We start from the raw sequence: 17,336 nt of genomic DNA, 5'->3' as shown, positions 1-17,336 counted from the left end.
GAAAAAGCAAAATGGTGTCCGCATGAAGTACTCATGAGGACACCCTCAAGCGGAAAAAGCAAAACGATGTCCGCATGAAGGGCCCATGAGGACAAACTCAAGCAGAAAAAGCCAAATGGTGTCCAAAAGAAGGGTCCATGAGGACACCCTCAAGCAAATCATGTTCGGATGAAGGCTTCGCGAGTTGAATGTTAAGTAGTTCCTAAAATAATATTCTCGCAAAATTGCTTGTTTAAACGAGTGCTCTCCCAAACGGAAGAGATTAGCAAAGAGGCTGTCTCCTTACTGTAAAACATTAGGGAGAGATGCAAAAATCAAACGTAGTGTGAATATTTGCCGTAGCTTTTTCGTTTGAAATTTTTACTAAGAGTTCTTTGGATTTGTTTTTTGCTCAGAAGAGATTTACACCATTCAAATATTTCGTTCGTTGTTACTTTTCTTTCAGGAAAAAGTAAGCGAAAATCCTGTAGACTACGTAAAACGGCATTTTCTATATTTTCTTCATATGAACAGCTTTGACAAATTAAAGTTCCAGGGTGTAGCTTTTTTAGACAAAATGAATGACATTTGGAACAATGGATCCCTTTCGTTAGTTCAGAGTATTGATATTTTGGCATGTAAGCGTTTGGATAGTGGGGATGGTTTTCTGCTAAAATGATGTCAGCGAGTTTTCTGTGTTTATCATTTAAAGTGGATTTATAATGTTTTAATTTTGTCATGAAGCGATTGATTTGTGAGGGGAGAATAATCGTTTGATTAGGCGGAGCCTGATACAAAGTAAAGTGGGGATGATTAAAAACAAGATATGATTTAATGGGAAAATGCTGCCCTTTTTCTTGTAAAAACCTCTTTAATAATGATTCGCATCGTTGTAATTGATGGAGTGGATTTTTTAGGGGGGTTCCACTAACATACTTCCAAAGTTCACCGTCAATAGTAAAATCTCCTTCAAAGTATTTTACATCAAAAATGTACAAACTATCTTGAGCGATACCTAAAGTATCAATTTGAAAAAATGAATTATTGTACTCTAATAGAAGACCATTTAAAAACAACCACTCTTCTGAAAAACTCTGCAATAATTCATCAAATTTCATTTCTCCTTCAAATCCTTTTTCAAGATTTTCATAGTAATGATAGTCTTTGTCTGATAAATGTTTTCGACGGGCTAAAGAGCGTAGAAGCAATAACTCTGGGGATTCAAAACGAGGTAAAAGAATCGATGGATCACAACCTTTCAATTTTTATCCAACTCTATCGTAACATGTTTTGATAGTTGAATAAAGTTGACGGGCAACTAGACTTAACGATAATCTTATAGTCGGGGTATATCAAACGAATAGGGTAGGAGGAACGGTGAATGAAAAAGTATATTTTGTTCATTTTGATCCCGTTGCTTCTTTTCTGTGGACTACCAGTTGGTGCAGTAGAAAAAGAAGAGCATAGTTTTCAGGATGAATCTATTTATTACATAATGATTGATCGGTTTAATAATAGTGATTTTTCAATCGATTTTAGCGTCGATGTCAATGATCCAAATCGCTATCATGGGGGTGATTTCCAAGGAATTATTGACCGACTTGATTATATTAAAGGAATGGGCTTTACAACAATCGGTCTATCTTCAGTTTTTGATAATGAAGATAATGGGTATCATGGCAAATGGACAAAAGATTTTTATCAGGTTGAGGAGCATTTTGGCACTCTCGAAACATTTAAGAAGCTTGTACAAAGGGCTCATGAGCTAGGATTAAAAATCGTAATCGACTTTAATGTTAATCACGTTGGTCCGAATCATTCATGGTTAAGCGAGGCTGATAAAAAAGAATGGTTTCGGCAAGAAAAGGTCAATGGACTTCCTACTTTAGCACATGAAAATTTAGAAGTGAAAAGTTATTTGCTTGAGATGGCTAAATGGTGGGTTGAAGAAACGAATATTGATGGTTTTCGACTTGAATATGTCGAGCAAATTCCAGTTCAATTTTGGCTTGAGTTTGCACAGGAAGTTCGAAAAGTGAAAGAAGATTTCTTTTTACTTGGAGATATCCAAACAGAGGAACCGGATTTATTGGAACGATATCAAGAAGTAGGTATTGATGGTTTCCTCGATTATTTATCTAATAGTGATTTAAGAGAAGGATTTTCAAGGCCTGATCAGTCTCTACAGCCGATAGTCGAGCAATCGCAACAAAATCAAGACATCTATGAAAATCCATATTTGTTAACAAGATTTATGGATAATCAACATGTACACCGTTTTACGAGAGATGCGGTCGTACAAAATGAGCATCCTGGTCCAAGATGGAAGATGGCTCTAACGTATTTATATACAACACCTGGCATTCCATTTGTCTTTTATGGGAGTGAGATTGCCTTAGATGGTGGGGAAGAGCCTGATAATCAAAGGCAAATGGATTTTCGAACCGATAAGGAATTAGTTGACTATATAACGAGCATTGCCAAAATTAGGAATGAACATCCTGTGCTAACAAGAGGGAGCATGGAAGTCATTTTTGAGCAGGATGGAATGATCGTATTTAAGCGGGAATACGAAGGGGAAACCTCAGTCATTGCCATTAATAATACAACGAAATCACAATCGGTAACATTGGCTGAAGAACTGGAAGATGAAAAAGAACTTCGCGGTTTGTTGAATGGTGATTTAGTGCGCAGTGAAGACGGACAGTACCGAATTATTCTTGATCGAGAAATGGCAGAAATATATGTACTAGCGGAAAAATCAGGACTCAATCTTCCGTTTATTGGAGCTACTGCAAGTGTCGTTATTTTGTTTATCGTGTTTTTGATTCTTGTCAAAAGGAAGGCTCGAAAACAATAAGGAAATGGAGAAAAACAAAACTGTTTTTCTCCATTTTTTATCAATATTAAGCAAGAATGCTCATTCTCTCAATAATTCGATCAACAAAGGTTGCAATTCTTCCCATATCGCTCTCTTGTGGTAAAAGTTCCACTTTTAATGTAACAGCTAGATTCGTTTTATCTTTTAAGCTGTCGCGAAAGGCATTTACAGCTCCGCAAAATTTTGGATAAAAACTATCTCCGGTACCGAACACACCTGTGATAAGATGTTCCCATGAACGACTATTTAACTGAGTTTGTAATGGGATCATTTCTAGCGGTACTTCTCCATCACCCCAAGTATAAGTTCCAATTAGGAGACCATCAAATGTAGGGAGCAAATGTAATGGAAAATCCTCCACGCGATAACAAGCGATATCGAGCCCTTTTAGCTTGAACTGTTCCATAATCATATGGGCAAGTTCTTCTGTATTGCCACTGATGGAGCTATAGACGATCGCTAGCTTCATAGCTCATCAAACCCATTCGATTCAGTTACTTTCGTATAGGTTCTTGATTTTTGTTCGAAGAAATCAGATTTCGTTTCATTCATCATTTCATCGCTAAACACATGAATCCATGGCATCGGGTTGTCACGGCCGCTATAATGGTTTTCAAGTCCTAATTGGCGAAAACGTTTATTTGCTAGATATTCAACATAACCTTCGAATTCCTCTAAATTGATTCCTTCAATCTCTTTTAAAATATAGCGGGCCCACTCCTTCTCCAACTCAACAGCCTCTGAAATGGAATGATAAACATATTGAATATTTTCTGGCGTATTAAGTTCTGGGTTTTCGGTCAGCAAAATTCTGATGAATTGGGCAATAAAGTAGGCATGCTGCATTTCATCTCTTTGAATATAGCTTATCATCGTGCTTGTCTTAAGCATTTTTTGTTGTCTGGCAAGATGATAGAAAAAGGCAAATCCTGCATAAAAATAAATACCTTCTAAATTAATCGACTGTACCGCTAGTTGAAATAAGTGCTGTGGAGTTGGTTCCTGACGGAAATTCTCATAGGCGATTAAAATGATTTGATTTCTTTTTCGCACAATTGGATCATCTTTTGCTTGATTAAAGCGTTCGATCTGCTCGCTTAAAGGAATAAGAGAGCTTAAAATATAGGAATAGGATTCATTATGAACCGCCTCTTGCTGAGCTATGACAGCAAAAATGGCTTTAAAGCTGGGATCGGTTACATAATCCATAACTTGTGTCATCGTTGGCGTTTGCAGACTATCTAAGGATGCCAACTGCGTGTTGACCCGTAAAAACACGTCCTTTTCAATGGAGCTTAAATGATCCCATTGCTTAATATCATCTTGCATATTTATTTCTTGCGCTTTCCAAAAATTTGCTAGCAGTGTTTGATACATGCGGTACATTTGCGGGTAGGCGATATCATTCCAGTTAAGAATTCCGGATGCTTTTCCGTTAATAACGCCTGTTGCTTTATTAGGAAATTCGGGATTTAATAATTTAATTTTTTTTAAAGTGCCAGTCATGAAAGAGGGCTCCCTTCTTTAGCAGTTAACTGTTGAAGTTTCGATTCTGTCAGCACAAGGCATCCATTAAGTCTGAAACTCGGGATTTCATCATTAATGTGGCGAGATGTTATAATGGTGCCTTATGCTGTTCTTATTAACTATGGCATGCTTCACATTCTTCAATTTCAGTTTGTGAGGTGCTGCGAACATAATAGGTTGTTTTCATGCCGGACTTCCACGCTTCTAGGTGAAGCTCAAGCAGCTCCTTTGCTTTAATATCATGGCGCACATAAAGATTGAAGCTAATGGCTTGATCGATATGGCGCTGTCTAGCAGCGTTTTGCTTAATGCTCCATTTTTGATCAAGTTCATGCCGGACTTTACGATAGTAATAATAAGTTTGATGATTTATATCTGGCGCTGTCACCTTAAATTTAAAGTTTTTCTTTTCCTCTGCGTATTCAAGAGCATAGAGCGGATCGATACCGTCTGTTGAGCCACCGATTTTCGCTGTGGAAGAATTAGGAGCAACTGCCATCATCCAGCCATTTCTTACCCCAAATGCTAGAATGTTTTCCTGCAGATTGACCCATCTAGACGATGTATATCCTTTGCGTTGAAAATAGTCTCCCGATTCCCATTCAGACCCTTTAAATAAGGAATACGCCCCTTTTTCTTTCGCTAATTCCATCGAAGCTTTAATCGTGTAAAAAGCGATGTCTTCATAGACTTCATCGGCATAATGAACAGCTTGAACTGATTCCCACTCGATTCCTTTTAAGGCAAGGAGATGATGCCAGCCAAATGTTCCAAGTCCGACAGCGCGATATTTCTCGTTCGTTGCTTTAGCTTGATGGACAGAAATATCATTTATATCAATCACGTTGTCTAGCATTCTCATTTGAATGGCAATTAATCGTTCTAAAACATTCGCTCTGATCGCGTTTGGTAAATGGATGGATGAGAGGTTGCAAACGACAAAGTCCCCGGGCTTTCTAATTATCACGATATTTCCATCTGCATCTGTAAATTCGCTTTGAATCGTAGTTGCTGACATGTTCTGACTAATCTCCGTGCACAGATTGCTGCAAAATATCGCTGTACGACCGCGTCCAAGCACATGCTTATTCGGGTTTTGCCGATTAACTTCATCGCGATAAAACATGTAAGGCGTTCCTGTTTCCAGCTGAGCAACCATGATACGAACCATAATATCCATTGCCCGGTATGATTTTCGGGGAAGAAGTGGATGGTTGACAGCCTCCTCATATTTTTGTGTGAAAAACTTTTCATCTGTTTCGTCGTAAAAATCCTCTAAACCAAGTGGATTTCCGTTTTCATCTTTCCAGCCCATTATTTGTTTTACTTGATGAGGACAGAAGGTATGCCATTCCCCGATACTTTTTCCATTTTCATCGACCTCTTCGATCTTTTTCATAAAAAGGTCAGGAATGGATACGCCTGTAAAAATATCGTGCGCTTTTCTTCGCTCGTCGCCATTATTCGTTTTTAAATCTAAAAAGCCATTCATAATATCTTTATGAAAAATATCTAAATAAATGGCGACAGCACCTTGCCGTTGACCAAGCTGATCGACGCTTACAGCAGTGTCATTAATTAAGCGAATCCAAGGGACAACCCCTGAAGAATTTCCTTTAAACTTTTTAATATCCGAGCCTAGCGCCCTTACTTTTCCATAGTAAATTCCGATGCCGCCTCCATCCTTACTCAATCGCGCAATATCCCAGTTGTTTAAGTAAATGCCGTCTAATGAGTCGTCCACTGTGTCAATAAAACAGGAGGATAGCTGACCATAGCTCTTACCGGCATTTGCTAGAGTCGGTGTAGCAACGGTCATATACAAGTTGCTTAAGGCCCAATACGCTTCTTTCACATACGACAATCGCTTTTGCCTTGCTTCATCTTTCATTAAGGTCATGGCGATGATCATGAACCGTTCCTGTGGAAGTTCATATACATTTTGATGATAGTCCTTTGCTAAATAACGATCGGCTAAAAGAAATAATCCCATATATGTAAAAAGGGTATCTTTATTTGGGTCAATTTCTTGGCCCAATTGTTCAATTTCCTCCTTGCTGTAGGCTTGAAGAAGATCGTTTGAGTAAATCCCGATGTCGCTTAAGTATTGAATGAGGTGAAAGAAATCGCCATATTTTTGCCTTGGTTCATACTTGCGAGAGGTTGCCGCTTTTTCGTAAAGCTCAAGCAGGAGCATATGTGCAGCAAGAAAAGTCCAGTTTGGTTCGATCATATCGACGTGATTTAATGCATATTGGAGAACCGTTTGCTTGGAAGTACGTTCATCTGTTGTAAGCAGTTGTTGCTCTATTTCCGTAACATTTAAGTTATATTTTTTTGCCGTGTTCTTCAGGGCTTCAAGAACCCTTTCATTTTTGGTTGCGAGTGTACTCATTGTTCAAAATCTCTCCCTTAATTTTTCGGAAGAGAGAAAGGTAACTAAAAAACCCACCTTCAAAAATGAAGATGGGTTAAAACGCTGATATTTAGTAGAAAAGGAACAAGCCTTTTTTGCTTAAACACCTTCGTTTTACCTTCCCAACTCCCGAAGAAGATAATGACGTATAAAAAAGGCAGGTCTCCTGACTTGTGCTTCATCCTACTTTAGGGCCTTCCCATCGAGATGATAGTGGCGTTCCCTATTTCGTCACACTTACAGTTGCGGGTACAGTTCTGGATTCTCACCAGATTCCCTATTAAGTCTATTACAGACACCTAATTTATCGGTTGTATACTATATATTGTGGTATATGGTTGTTACCCTTACTATATATGTAAGTTTGTTTTATTATAAGTGATCTATTTTAAAATGACAACCGTTTTAGCGATAATTTACGAATTGAACATCGATTGATAAATCGGCTTCTTTTATTGCGGCAATTATTGCCTGCAAGTCGTCGCGGCTTTTCGCTGTAACTCGGACTTGATCATCCTGCACCTGGCTTTTAACCTTTAAACCGCTATTTTTGATTAAAGTATTAATTTTTTTGGCGTTTTCTTTATCGATTCCTTGCACAAGCTTTGCCCGTTGTCTTACAGTTCCTCCAGAAGCACCTTCAATTTTGCCATAATCAAGATTCTTAATGGGAATGCCTCTTTTAATCATTTTACTGAGGAGAACATCCTTTAATTGTTCGAGCTTGTATTCATCATCTGATACAAGGACAAGTTCTTCATTATCAAGGGTTACTTTACTCTTACTTCCTTTAAAATCATAACGTGTGGAGATTTCTTTCATCGTTATATTAATTGCGTTCGTCACTTCGGAAAAATCTACTTTTGATACAATATCAAATGAGCTATCTTTTGCCATAATGAGCCCTCCTTTAAATACATGTATAATTTCCCTTCTAGGCACCATTATAGTAAAATATAGCAGTTCAAACAACTTTCGGAAAGACTACTTTCGCATGAAGTGTAAAATAGAGGAGTGTGTGACAATGGCTTTAAATGATTATGTAGGGCAGGTATTAACTTTAACTGTTGCAAGGTATGCCCAGTTTGGCTACTTTTTAACGGACGGAGAAGAAGATATTCTGATGCATGAAAATGATACGGAGCTTGAATTAAAAGAGGGCGATGAAGTAGAGGTTTTCTTGTATGCTGATTCCCATGGGCGAGCCTCAGCAACATCAACGATTCCGAAAATCAAAGTGGGCGAGTATGGCTGGGCAAAGGTTAGTGATACAAAGCCGGGACTCGGTGTATTTTTAGATATTGGCATCAATAAGGATATGCTTTTAGGGGAAGAGGATTTACCAACGAAGAAGTCCGTTTGGCCAGCGGTCGGAGATTTGCTTTATATCACATTGCGGGTCAATCGAAATAATCGGATTTATGTGAAGCTTGCAACGGATCCTGTCATTGATGAAAAGAGAGTCAAGGCAACCCGTGCTGATTTTAACAAAAATATTCAAGGGCATATTTATCGTACGGCAAAGGTGGGAAGCTGGATTTTTACTGCTGAAGGCTTTAAAGGCTTTATTCACGAGTCACAGCGTCTAGCTGAACCGCGACTCGGTGAAAAAGTTGAGGGCAGGATTATAGATGTAAAAGAGGATGGAACGATCAATGTTTCGTTAACTCCACGGAAACAAGAAGCATTAGGGGCAGATGCAGAGAAAATTTACTCTTATTTGCAGTCTAGGAATGGTGCGATGCCATATGGAGACAAAAGTATGCCAGAAGATATCGAAGAGCGCTTCGGATTGAGCAAAGGTGCTTTTAAAAGAGCTCTTGGTAAACTGATGAAGGACGGCCTTGTTTATCAAGAAGATGGCTGGACTTATGAGAAAAAGGAAATTTAGGATTGTTTGATCGTCACCCATAATTTTTATATTGTGAAGGAATAGAGCAAACCGTAACAACAATATGACAGTTTCTCCCTGCAGCAGTTATATCAACGCATAAAAACACCCCGAAAACCTGTGAGTTTAGGGGTGCAGTGTATTGAGCTTGGAGAAACCCTCACCAAAATGGACAACATTGCTTTATATAGAAAGACCTGCCACATAAGGCGGGTTAAATATGCCATCTTGGGCAGCACATGCTGTCATTGTGCGTTTGCACCTTAGACCCTTTGCTTTGCTGCTTTATCTTTTGATAAGTGTGCCTTGTGCTATTGATTTTCTATAGTGTCTTACATTTTTGCAAGTCGAAAAATGAAAAGAGAAAGGAGCCAAGGTATTATTTATATTATTGTAAGCTCTTTCCTCTATGCCTCTTAGTGTCTAAAAATTCATAATTCGATATTTCTCAATCAAATATTTTAACCAACTTATCGATTTCACCGTTGGCTTTCCTAATGACCTTGAGGGATACTCCATTTTTTGTAGCATGATTACGATTATCGACAAAAGTGGCATTATCTCCATCGTTGAGATAATGAATTGGTTTGTTATCAAATAACCATTGCTTATTGGTCTTATCATAAGAAACGCCATAGTTCAAGTAAGCATTTAAAGAAGTATCGACATAGTTGGGATCGCCTTCGGAAGAGGCATTAGTAGGACCATTAACAATATCACCTGTATCATTTCCATTATGCTCTTCGGCGCTACTTGCGGCGCTTATTTTTTTTACAGAACTATTTTCCTGTGCAGCACCCTGTTTATTAGACATCTGTGCGTTTTTTATAGATTCCGTGTGTTTATCAAATATTTCTTGGCTCACAGGTGTAATACCAGTTAGCTCATAATCGGTATTTCGGACAGCCTTTAAATCCACGACACCGTTTGTTCGGGTAAATGAATTGTATGTGCCATCTGCAGCCAATTTATCAGAAAAGTATCGCACCAGCTTACCATCATAGTAGAAGCTGTCAGTTTGTTTGTCATAAGTCAAGCCGTATTTTTCATAAATTGCATACTTCTTAGCAGTATCTTCTTTTGGCTGCCGGTTAAGTTTTTCTTGTTCTTGTGCGAATGTTGGGGTATTGGTGGAATATGCTCCGGCTCCTGCATGATTATTTGCAAATGACGCTCCTGTCCCTAGCGTGCTTAATACAACTAAGCAGAGAATAAGAGCGCCTGCTCTTTTCTTACTTGTGTCCATAATGGAAAATATTCTTTTCTTCATCCCTCTTATTCCTCCGTAAAAATTTGTTGAGAATGCCGTTGGCATTCTTGATTGATTTTTGATAACTCCAATGATTGTTTCACTATATTGTTGCCTCGTGCCAATATCGGTTTTGTTTACTACCTCCGCATCACATGATATTTCGCATTGTGATGCGATGGCCTTTGCCATTATATATATTACAGGGTTAAACCAATGAACAGCGGTTGCAAAAAGCACCAGACTTTTAAACCATAAATCTTTACGCTTGTAGTGAATCAATTCGTGTTTGAGGATGAATGATAGTTCATCCTCTGAAAAGTCAGTCCACGGCAACAAAATGGCGGGTCTTACAAAACCGATCATCATAGGACTTGAGATACAGGAACAAATATATAACTTAACTGGCGTGGTTATTTTCATCTCTGTTTTAATCTTTTGTAAGGTTTCACTCATTTGTTGATCGGGCTGCTCGCTCCATCTGCTTACCATTTTAAGAAAGCGAAAATGCCTTAGCCCATGATATATCATAAAAGCCAAAAAACCGACTATCCATAGGAAAGTGCCGATTTGATACCATGAGATTGTCGACAGCTCTTGTGTCAGTTTGTTAGTTGTAATGGTTGGGTCAACGATATTCCCCGGATTTCCCGGTATCATTTGCTGAATATAAGCGGGTCCGTCGTTCATCTGAATCAAGGCTGTGTCGGGATGAAACCGGAATGGAATAATTAAACCTATCACGAGAACTAACCAGATGTAATACAACCATTTTGCAGAGTATCTTTTTGACAGCCATGGAGTAGCGGCAATGAAGACCAAAACGAGCACTGACATGGTAACAGAGCATTCAATTAATGCAGTCATAAATTCCTGCATATTACGTCCTCCGTTCCTTCACCCATTTCATCAATTCTTCAATGTCGTCGTCGTTAAGCTGTTTCCCATCATAAAGGGTATTGACAAAACTAAGAAATGAGTTTCCGTGATAAAGTTTCATAAAGTTACCTGTTTCAAACTTCAAATAGTCCTCTTTGTCTACCAGAGGGAAGTAGGTACGTTCCTTCCCATTCTTCTCCGTTCGCAAAAACCCCTTTTCTACCAGCCGGAGCATCAGAGAAATGACAGTCGGTGCCTTCCATTCACGCTTATTCCCTAAAATTTTTTACAATTGTCTAAAATGTATTTAACAAGGTATCAAACTTAAATTTTGTTTTCATCACTGTTTTGCAAAGGTTTTATAATCTGTTGGTTACTTAATCAGTTTTGTTTTCATGCGTTCGAGGAGGGCCATAAAAGGATAACTGTGGGCACAGTTGCAAATCTTTTGTAGATGAACCTACAAAAATTGCTTGTTGCCATATAAAAAACACCGCCTGTAATTTCACTAAGGCGGTGTCTAGTGTAGTGTGCTTGATTGCAGTGCTGATAAACTGGCTTATACGGAGAGAAAACCCCAGTGTGAACTGGTCGTTTGCCTTTTAAGATACATTAGGTCGTCTTGGTTTGGCGCCTAGCAAACTTCAATCCTCATTCAATGATAAGCGAAATTTATCTACTCCCGTATCGGATTTTCCATTGAAAGAAAGTCAATCCTGATTGGATGACGATTGTTAAAGAAGCTCCATTGAGTTATCTCTGCAGAGTATTAATTGCTTATGGGTTTTTTCGCTTCTGGTCTATAGATGGTCTGTTTTTTTGGAATATTGATGTTTTCCTGCTTTGCGATTCTTTTCGCGCATCATATTTTTTTCGTGACGCAAGGCGTTATGATCTTGCGCTTTTTTGTCGTTATCAGAAGTATGAGGCATGACAAATACTCCTTTCTATTGAAGAGTCGTCTTATTGTCTGCCATTTGAAAAAGGAGTATGTACTTCAAAACTTTCCAGTGTTTTAAGCTGGAAGCTCGTTAAGAAAAAAGATAGCAATCGTCCCTGGTCCAGTATGGGAACCAATAGCGGCGCCGATGTCTGTAATCACTACTTCCTCAACATTAAGTTCTGCTTTGATTTGCTCTTTCATATCGAGCGCCAGCTCAAGACAATCAGCATGACTGATTCCAATTGTTTGCTTATCAAAATGCTGACCTCGTTCTTTCATTACTTCAATAATTCGGCGAAGGAGTTTTTTTTGTCCCCGATGTTTTTCGATTGGAATCAACTTGCCGTCTTCCATGTTGAGCAGAGGCTTGATGTTTAAGAGACCGCCCATAAATGCAGAGGCTCTCGATAATCTGCCGCCCTTTGCTAAATGGTTGAGGTCATCTACTGTAAATAAGTGCTCCATATGCTCACAACGAAATTTAATATCTCTTTCGATTTCCGCAAAAGATGCACCGCTTGCGGCAAGTTTTTGCGCTTCCATAACAACTAAGCCACAGCCAAGAGAGGCACATTTTGAATCAATAATCGATAAGTTGAAATCTGGATATTCTTCCTTCACTTGATTGCGGATCATTACAGCCGTTTGGTAGGTGCCGGATAGCTCAGATGAAAAGGCAATATAGATTCCTTCCTCCTTATTCTTTGCCATTTCCTTAAAATATTCTTCGAATTTCAATGGTGAGGCTTGGGATGTCTTCGGCATTTCCCCAGAGCGAATCGCCTTATAGACGGTTGATGGATCGATTGTTAATAAATCCTCGTATTCCTTCTCACCTAAGTGGACACCAAGAGGAAAAAGGGTGACGCCGCTTTCTTCATAAAAATTCAACGGCAAATCACATGCGCTGTCAGCTAAAATTTTTACTGACATAGACTACACCTGCTTTCAAATCATTTCTTTTAGTTTATAGAATTTATGAGAAAAACTCAATGAATACTAGTAAAATGGCGTGATGAAAAAACTGAGCACATTTTGTCCAATTTGGCTGCACAAGAATCGCTAAAGATCATATTGCTTTGATTAAAGAATGTAGGGGATTGAAATAATAAAGATATAATCGATGTGCTTGATTAAGGAAGAAAAAGGAGGTGGTCAACCTGCTTCATGCGAAAAAAATGATTGTCATCATTATCGGAGCCCTTTTAAATGCGCTTGCGATGAACCTATTTTTAATTCCTGCCAATGTTTATGCAAGTGGTTTTACAGGGACGGCACAGCTGCTTTCAAGCATTTTTGGTGGAAGTATTTCCACTGGAATTTTATTGTTTCTTTTGAATGTGCCGGTGACGATTTTAGGTTGGCTAAAAGTAGGGAAATCATTTACGTTATACAGCTTTATAAGCGTCGTCTTGATGTCGTTATTTTTAGAGATTATTCCTGTCTACCAGCTTTCTTCTGATATCCTCTTAAATGCCGTATTTGGAGGAGTGATTTCAGCAGTCGGAATTGGCTTTACCTTAAAATGGGGAGCTTCTACTGGAGGATTGGATATTATCGCAATGGTGCTTTCAAGGATGAATGACCGTCCGGTGGGGACTTACTTTTTTACGTTAAATGGGTTAATTATTATTACTGCCGGCTTCTTATATGGTTGGGAAAAAGCATTATATACACTTGTCACCCTGTATGCGTCTACGAGAGTAATTGATGCCATCCATACAAGGCATGAAAAAGTAACAGCAATGATTGTGACGAAGAGAGCGGAGGAGTTAACAGAAGCGATTCATTCGAGGATGTTAAGAGGCATTACGATGATTCCTGCAAAAGGAGCATTTACTAAAGAAGCAAAAAATATGTTGATTATCGTGATCACACGATATGAATTATTTGAATTGGAACAAATCATTAAAGAAGTGGATTCCCATGCATTTACGAATATTGTACAAACCACAGGGATAGTTGGTTTCTTTCGCAGAGATTAACTGGCATGAAATGAATTACTTGCATGTATACTTTAGTACGAACTCCTTTTGCCTAATTTTTTATTGTCCGACAATTTTATTGCAAAAAAAGTAAGCAAACGTGAACAGGAGGAAACGTAATGTTAAAGCAATTTACTTTGTTATTCCTGATTCCCTTTTTCGTGAATTTAGCATTTGGCGATGTGCAGCAAGAAGAAATTTTTCAAAATGTTCAGGTGGAAGGTGAACTAGGAGAGTATCGTGTTAAAGGAAAAGTAAGTGCAGACGCAGGAAAGTTATTTTACACTGTTGAGGATGGGCATTATCAATATATTAATGAGAAGGTGCTGCCATTGGCGGAGAAAAATTCAGCCATGGCTTTATTCGAACTGGAGATTAAAATTGCAAAAGAGAAGCTTCCGAAAAATGCAACTTTAATTCTCCATTTATACGAAAAGGATAAGCAGGGAAGGATCATTCATTCCTATCCGGTTGTGTTAGAACAAATATAAAAAGCTGGCCCCAGGCCAGCTTTTTATATTAAGTCAAATGATCAAGCTCATTTTGCAGCTGTGTTAATAATCGTTGCTCCGCTATAGTTGAATTGGCAAATGCCGAAGAAATCGCGTTTCTGGCCCGTTCGACAGCAGTATGCTGACCACTGCCCGTCGCATTTTTAGCCATATCTACCGCATTTCTTGCTTCGATAAAAAGTCGGTTGGCCATGGTTAAATTCCTCCCAATGAGGAGTCTTTCACATTTGCCATTTTCTTTGCCTCTGCTTCTGCATAGGTGGTGTGATAAGGAATGCGTTCATCATGTTTCGAAACAGCGTCAACCCCGCGTTGTACAAAACGTCTAGATTTGCTACTTCTACCCATTGCAATCCCTCCAGCCTTGAGCTTGTGAAACAGCTAGCAGCTGTTTCACGTCTTAGTATGCTCACAACTTTGTAAGTCATACAAGGGGAACATTCTGGTTAATCGCTATGATTGCTTTATAATGCTTTCAGATTTAGCAGTTCATTTAAATAGACAGCGACTCCATCTTGTTCGTTTGTTAATGTTGTATCATTAGCAATATTTTTTAATTGGTCAATGGCATTGCCCATTGCGATTCCACGACCAGCATATTCAATCATCTCTAAATCATTGTCCTCATCTCCAAAAGCAATAATTCGCTCTTTCGGAATATTCATATAGTCGGAAACTTTTTGGATTCCAACGGCCTTATTTTGACCATGTCTCACAATTTCGATGACATGCCATGGAGCAGCCCAGCTTCGATGGTCTATCAATTCAGCATGAATATCGGAAAGGTGAGAGCGAATTGTTTTTAAATGTTCTTCCTCAGTATGGATAAGCATACTCGTTGGAGAATCGGTTAAAAATTCGCGTAAATCTCCTGTTGTAATGGATGGATTTCCCATTGAAAATACATCCAAAAGTTTCTCATCATGATAATGGAAATAGACCTCATCAATGACTTCAGCAACGATATTGTGGAATTGATAGTGGTAACAAATATCGACAACTTCTTTTGCAACTTGAATATCTAATGGTGTGTGATAAGCACCCCAATTTTTTGCAAGTGGATGGTGGACAAATGCTCCATTAAAATTAACAATCGGTGTATTTAAATGCAGTTCATGATAATACTGTTCACTGGAACGATAAGGTCTTCCAGTCGCTATCATAACGACATGTCCATCTTCTTTTGCCTTTTTAATGACTTTTTTTGTTGCTTCTGACAACGTTTTATCATCTGTTAATAAAGTGCCATCTAAATCTAATGCAATTAAATGTTTTTCAGCCATAAACGTCTCCTTCGTTATGATGTTATATTTTATTCATTGGCTTTGTTATATGTCGGTGCTGAGTTTTATCAGTTACATTGTTTAACAAAGCCTATCATTAACCATGAATAATGTAAGGTCTTATCCTAAGTGTAAAGCTTTAGGAATTTATTCGTCTACATGTTACACTAAAAATATAGGAAAACTTTACATAATAGGCTCTATACTTGAGCAGTTAATGTATTCCTACTTATAGGTTACCAATTTTCGCAAAGTTTTGTAAAAGAATTTGTTTATCATCATTTGTTTGGAGGGACTCGCAGTTGATCATTATAGAAAATAAATCAATCGCTGATATTCCATTATTACATGTAGTAGAGCAGAAAAACAATGACAAGTCTCTTCCGTTTATTCTGTTTATCCATGGATTTGAGAGCGTCAAGGAAAATAACTTACATTATGCTTATTTACTGGCAAACAAGGGATTTAGAGTGGTGATGCCAGAAGCAATCTACCATGGAGAGAGACAGACAGGATTAAATTCCCTAGAGATGAATATTAAGTTCTGGGAAATTGTCACAAAAACGATTGATGAGCTTCAATTAATAAAAGACTATTATGAAAGTGAAAATAAAATTACTCCAAATCAAATTGGGTTGGCAGGAACATCTATGGGAGGCATCATTACTTTAGGAGCTTTAACTCAATATTCGTGGATTAAAGCTGCTGTCAGTTTGATGGGGATGCCTTATTATGAACAATTCTCACAATACCAAATTGAACAATTTGCGGCTAAAGGGGTGAAGCTACCTTTTACGGAACAAGAAAAAGAAGCAATTCTGGAGCATTTAAGAACATATGATTTAAGTATGCAGACGGAAAAATTAAATGAGCGCCCATTGCTGTTTTGGCATGGAATGAAGGATCCGATTGTGCCGTATAAGTACACGTATCAATTTTACGAGAGCATTAAACCGCTCTATCAGCATAGTCCAGAAAATCTTCAGTTTATTACGGATGAAAAGGCTGATCATAAAGTAAGTCGAGTTGGCGTTCTTAAGCTTGTCGAATGGTTTGAGAAGCATGTTAAGGAAGCTGAAATTCTTGAAATTACTAAGTAAAAAATAAAGTTTTCGGTCAAATGATGATTGGTTTTTCTCTCTGATTCCATGATGCGATGGAGAAAACTTGTGTTCCTTACGTTGTTTCACGGAATTTGAAGACCTTAATGACGGGTGAGACCTTGGTTTCAAACGGAATGCCAAAAATCAACACAATATCTAACAAAGCAAAAAAAGGTTATCGTTTGAAAACGATGGCTTCTTTGTCTAAGATGATAGGTATAGTGAAGTAAGGCTATAACGAAATGAGGAGTGAAAGATATGGAACAAGAATTAAAAGATAGCATTATGGGAGCATTAGAACTTGTTGTAGACCCAGAGCTTGGTATAGATGTTGTAAATTTAGGCTTAGTGTATGATGTAGAAATGAATGAGGAAGGGATGGCAACTGTAACGATGACCTTAACCTCCATGGGGTGTCCGTTAGCAGGAACGATTGTTGATCAAGTGAAAGCAGCCCTTGCAGAAATTCCAGAAGTAAAAGACACAGAAGTGAATATTGTTTGGAATCCACCTTGGACAAAGGACAAAATGTCTAGATATGCTAAGATTGCATTGGGAATTCGCTAATATAAATTTATATCGTTGAAATTTGCATAGAGTTTTTTAGATAGCTGAGCCCATTTTGTACGAAAGAGCTGTTTTGTACAAAATGGGCTCAAAATCGTTAATAGTTCCCGATATTTGTGAT

General features: G+C 38.2%; 18 protein-coding genes and 2 riboswitches. Of the genes, 6 read left to right on the top strand and 12 right to left on the bottom strand.

Annotated features, from left to right (window positions below; translation table 11 throughout):
- Positions 1–314: 314 nt before the first annotated feature.
- A complete protein-coding gene (locus NST02_RS17610) occupies positions 315–1,241 on the bottom strand; it encodes a nuclease-related domain-containing protein (protein WP_340949348.1) in 927 nt (308 codons plus the stop codon).
- A gap of 119 nt (positions 1,242–1,360) precedes the next feature.
- Here NST02_RS17610 and NST02_RS17605 point away from each other — a divergent pair, with 119 nt between their 5' ends.
- Positions 1,361–2,839, top strand: a complete 1,479-nt coding sequence (locus tag NST02_RS17605) for an alpha-amylase family glycosyl hydrolase (RefSeq protein WP_095309965.1) — start codon at positions 1,361–1,363, stop codon at positions 2,837–2,839.
- Positions 2,840–2,885: 46 nt separating this feature from the next.
- Here NST02_RS17605 and NST02_RS17600 read toward each other — a convergent pair whose 3' ends face one another.
- The 4 genes from NST02_RS17600 to NST02_RS17585 form a co-directional block, all read right to left on the bottom strand.
- Positions 2,886–3,329 (bottom strand): flavodoxin domain-containing protein, encoded by a 444-nt coding sequence (locus tag NST02_RS17600; protein ID WP_340949347.1) that lies wholly within the window; start codon positions 3,327–3,329, stop codon positions 2,886–2,888.
- The gene (locus tag NST02_RS17595; protein ID WP_095309967.1) at positions 3,326–4,366 is read right to left on the bottom strand and encodes a ribonucleotide-diphosphate reductase subunit beta; all 1,041 of its coding nucleotides are present in this window, start codon (positions 4,364–4,366) and stop codon (positions 3,326–3,328) included. The genes NST02_RS17600 and NST02_RS17595 overlap by 4 nt, the downstream gene beginning before the upstream one ends.
- A gap of 136 nt (positions 4,367–4,502) precedes the next feature.
- Positions 4,503–6,782 carry a ribonucleoside-diphosphate reductase subunit alpha gene (locus NST02_RS17590; RefSeq protein ID WP_095309969.1) on the bottom strand — a complete coding sequence of 760 codons (2,280 nt, stop codon included), beginning with the start codon at positions 6,780–6,782 and terminating at the stop codon, positions 4,503–4,505.
- A gap of 160 nt (positions 6,783–6,942) precedes the next feature.
- A riboswitch (cobalamin riboswitch) is annotated at positions 6,943–7,121 on the bottom strand.
- An 87-nt stretch (positions 7,122–7,208) separates the two neighbouring features.
- A complete protein-coding gene (locus tag NST02_RS17585; protein ID WP_095309970.1) occupies positions 7,209–7,700 on the bottom strand; it encodes a YajQ family cyclic di-GMP-binding protein in 492 nt (163 codons plus the stop codon).
- A 127-nt stretch (positions 7,701–7,827) separates the two neighbouring features.
- On the opposite strand from NST02_RS17585, the gene NST02_RS17580 reads away from it, so the two are divergent.
- Positions 7,828–8,694, top strand: a complete 867-nt coding sequence (locus NST02_RS17580; protein ID WP_340949346.1) for a CvfB family protein — start codon at positions 7,828–7,830, stop codon at positions 8,692–8,694.
- Positions 8,695–8,922: 228 nt separating this feature from the next.
- A riboswitch (cyclic di-GMP riboswitch) is annotated at positions 8,923–9,010 on the bottom strand.
- A 132-nt stretch (positions 9,011–9,142) separates the two neighbouring features.
- Here the strand turns inward: NST02_RS17580 and NST02_RS17575 are convergent.
- From NST02_RS17575 to NST02_RS17560, 4 genes are all read right to left on the bottom strand, one after another.
- A complete protein-coding gene (locus NST02_RS17575; protein WP_340949345.1) occupies positions 9,143–10,822 on the bottom strand; it encodes a M56 family metallopeptidase in 1,680 nt (559 codons plus the stop codon).
- Between the two features lies 1 nt (position 10,823).
- Entirely contained in the window at positions 10,824–11,105 is a 282-nt protein-coding gene (locus tag NST02_RS17570; RefSeq protein WP_280526674.1) for a BlaI/MecI/CopY family transcriptional regulator, read from the bottom strand.
- A gap of 517 nt (positions 11,106–11,622) precedes the next feature.
- Entirely contained in the window at positions 11,623–11,754 is a 132-nt protein-coding gene (locus NST02_RS17565) for a DUF3941 domain-containing protein (RefSeq protein WP_137743587.1), read from the bottom strand.
- An 83-nt stretch (positions 11,755–11,837) separates the two neighbouring features.
- Complete coding sequence (locus tag NST02_RS17560) at positions 11,838–12,698, bottom strand: DegV family protein (RefSeq protein WP_095309978.1); 861 nt, start codon at positions 12,696–12,698, stop codon at positions 11,838–11,840.
- Positions 12,699–12,943: 245 nt separating this feature from the next.
- Here NST02_RS17560 and NST02_RS17555 point away from each other — a divergent pair, with 245 nt between their 5' ends.
- Together NST02_RS17555 and NST02_RS17550 are read left to right on the top strand one after the other, a co-directional pair.
- Positions 12,944–13,750 carry a YitT family protein gene (locus tag NST02_RS17555; protein WP_137743664.1) on the top strand — a complete coding sequence of 269 codons (807 nt, stop codon included), beginning with the start codon at positions 12,944–12,946 and terminating at the stop codon, positions 13,748–13,750.
- A gap of 119 nt (positions 13,751–13,869) precedes the next feature.
- Positions 13,870–14,241 (top strand): intracellular proteinase inhibitor, encoded by a 372-nt coding sequence (locus NST02_RS17550; RefSeq protein ID WP_095309979.1) that lies wholly within the window; start codon positions 13,870–13,872, stop codon positions 14,239–14,241.
- Between the two features lie 28 nt (positions 14,242–14,269).
- Here the strand turns inward: NST02_RS17550 and NST02_RS17545 are convergent, their stop codons facing one another.
- From NST02_RS17545 to NST02_RS17535, 3 genes are all read right to left on the bottom strand, one after another.
- Entirely contained in the window at positions 14,270–14,455 is a 186-nt protein-coding gene (locus tag NST02_RS17545; RefSeq protein ID WP_095309981.1) for a DUF3813 domain-containing protein, read from the bottom strand.
- Between the two features lie 2 nt (positions 14,456–14,457).
- Positions 14,458–14,610, bottom strand: coding sequence for a hypothetical protein (locus NST02_RS17540; RefSeq protein WP_170211279.1), 153 nt, complete (start codon positions 14,608–14,610; stop codon positions 14,458–14,460).
- 116 nt (positions 14,611–14,726) lie between these two features.
- The gene (locus NST02_RS17535) at positions 14,727–15,545 is read right to left on the bottom strand and encodes a Cof-type HAD-IIB family hydrolase (protein WP_095309983.1); all 819 of its coding nucleotides are present in this window, start codon (positions 15,543–15,545) and stop codon (positions 14,727–14,729) included.
- Between the two features lie 302 nt (positions 15,546–15,847).
- Here NST02_RS17535 and NST02_RS17530 point away from each other — a divergent pair, with 302 nt between their 5' ends.
- Positions 15,848–16,645 carry a prolyl oligopeptidase family serine peptidase gene (locus tag NST02_RS17530; protein WP_340949340.1) on the top strand — a complete coding sequence of 266 codons (798 nt, stop codon included), beginning with the start codon at positions 15,848–15,850 and terminating at the stop codon, positions 16,643–16,645.
- Between the two features lie 261 nt (positions 16,646–16,906).
- On the top strand, positions 16,907–17,215 hold the full coding sequence (locus NST02_RS17525; RefSeq protein WP_095309987.1) for a metal-sulfur cluster assembly factor: 309 nt from the start codon (positions 16,907–16,909) through the stop codon (positions 17,213–17,215).
- The last annotated feature ends 121 nt before the right edge of the window (positions 17,216–17,336 follow it).

Source organism: Robertmurraya sp. FSL W8-0741 (assembly GCF_038004005.1).
Lineage (GTDB): Bacteria > Bacillota > Bacilli > Bacillales > Cytobacillaceae > Robertmurraya > Robertmurraya siralis.
This window is presented reverse-complemented; position numbering and strand designations above follow the sequence as displayed.

Coding starts and splice junctions, on each gene's coding strand:
- NST02_RS17605 (WP_095309965.1), top strand. CDS start 1,361: ATGAAAAAGTATATTTTGTTCATTTTGATCCCGTTGCTTCTTTTCTGT.
- NST02_RS17600 (WP_340949347.1), bottom strand. CDS start 3,329: ATGAAGCTAGCGATCGTCTATAGCTCCATCAGTGGCAATACAGAAGAA.
- NST02_RS17595 (WP_095309967.1), bottom strand. CDS start 4,366: ATGACTGGCACTTTAAAAAAAATTAAATTATTAAATCCCGAATTTCCT.
- NST02_RS17590 (WP_095309969.1), bottom strand. CDS start 6,782: ATGAGTACACTCGCAACCAAAAATGAAAGGGTTCTTGAAGCCCTGAAG.
- NST02_RS17585 (WP_095309970.1), bottom strand. CDS start 7,700: ATGGCAAAAGATAGCTCATTTGATATTGTATCAAAAGTAGATTTTTCC.
- NST02_RS17580 (WP_340949346.1), top strand. CDS start 7,828: ATGGCTTTAAATGATTATGTAGGGCAGGTATTAACTTTAACTGTTGCA.
- NST02_RS17575 (WP_340949345.1), bottom strand. CDS start 10,822: ATGCAGGAATTTATGACTGCATTAATTGAATGCTCTGTTACCATGTCA.
- NST02_RS17565 (WP_137743587.1), bottom strand. CDS start 11,754: ATGCCTCATACTTCTGATAACGACAAAAAAGCGCAAGATCATAACGCC.
- NST02_RS17560 (WP_095309978.1), bottom strand. CDS start 12,698: ATGTCAGTAAAAATTTTAGCTGACAGCGCATGTGATTTGCCGTTGAAT.
- NST02_RS17555 (WP_137743664.1), top strand. CDS start 12,944: ATGATTGTCATCATTATCGGAGCCCTTTTAAATGCGCTTGCGATGAAC.
- NST02_RS17550 (WP_095309979.1), top strand. CDS start 13,870: ATGTTAAAGCAATTTACTTTGTTATTCCTGATTCCCTTTTTCGTGAAT.
- NST02_RS17545 (WP_095309981.1), bottom strand. CDS start 14,455: ATGGCCAACCGACTTTTTATCGAAGCAAGAAATGCGGTAGATATGGCT.
- NST02_RS17540 (WP_170211279.1), bottom strand. CDS start 14,610: ATGGGTAGAAGTAGCAAATCTAGACGTTTTGTACAACGCGGGGTTGAC.
- NST02_RS17535 (WP_095309983.1), bottom strand. CDS start 15,545: ATGGCTGAAAAACATTTAATTGCATTAGATTTAGATGGCACTTTATTA.
- NST02_RS17525 (WP_095309987.1), top strand. CDS start 16,907: ATGGAACAAGAATTAAAAGATAGCATTATGGGAGCATTAGAACTTGTT.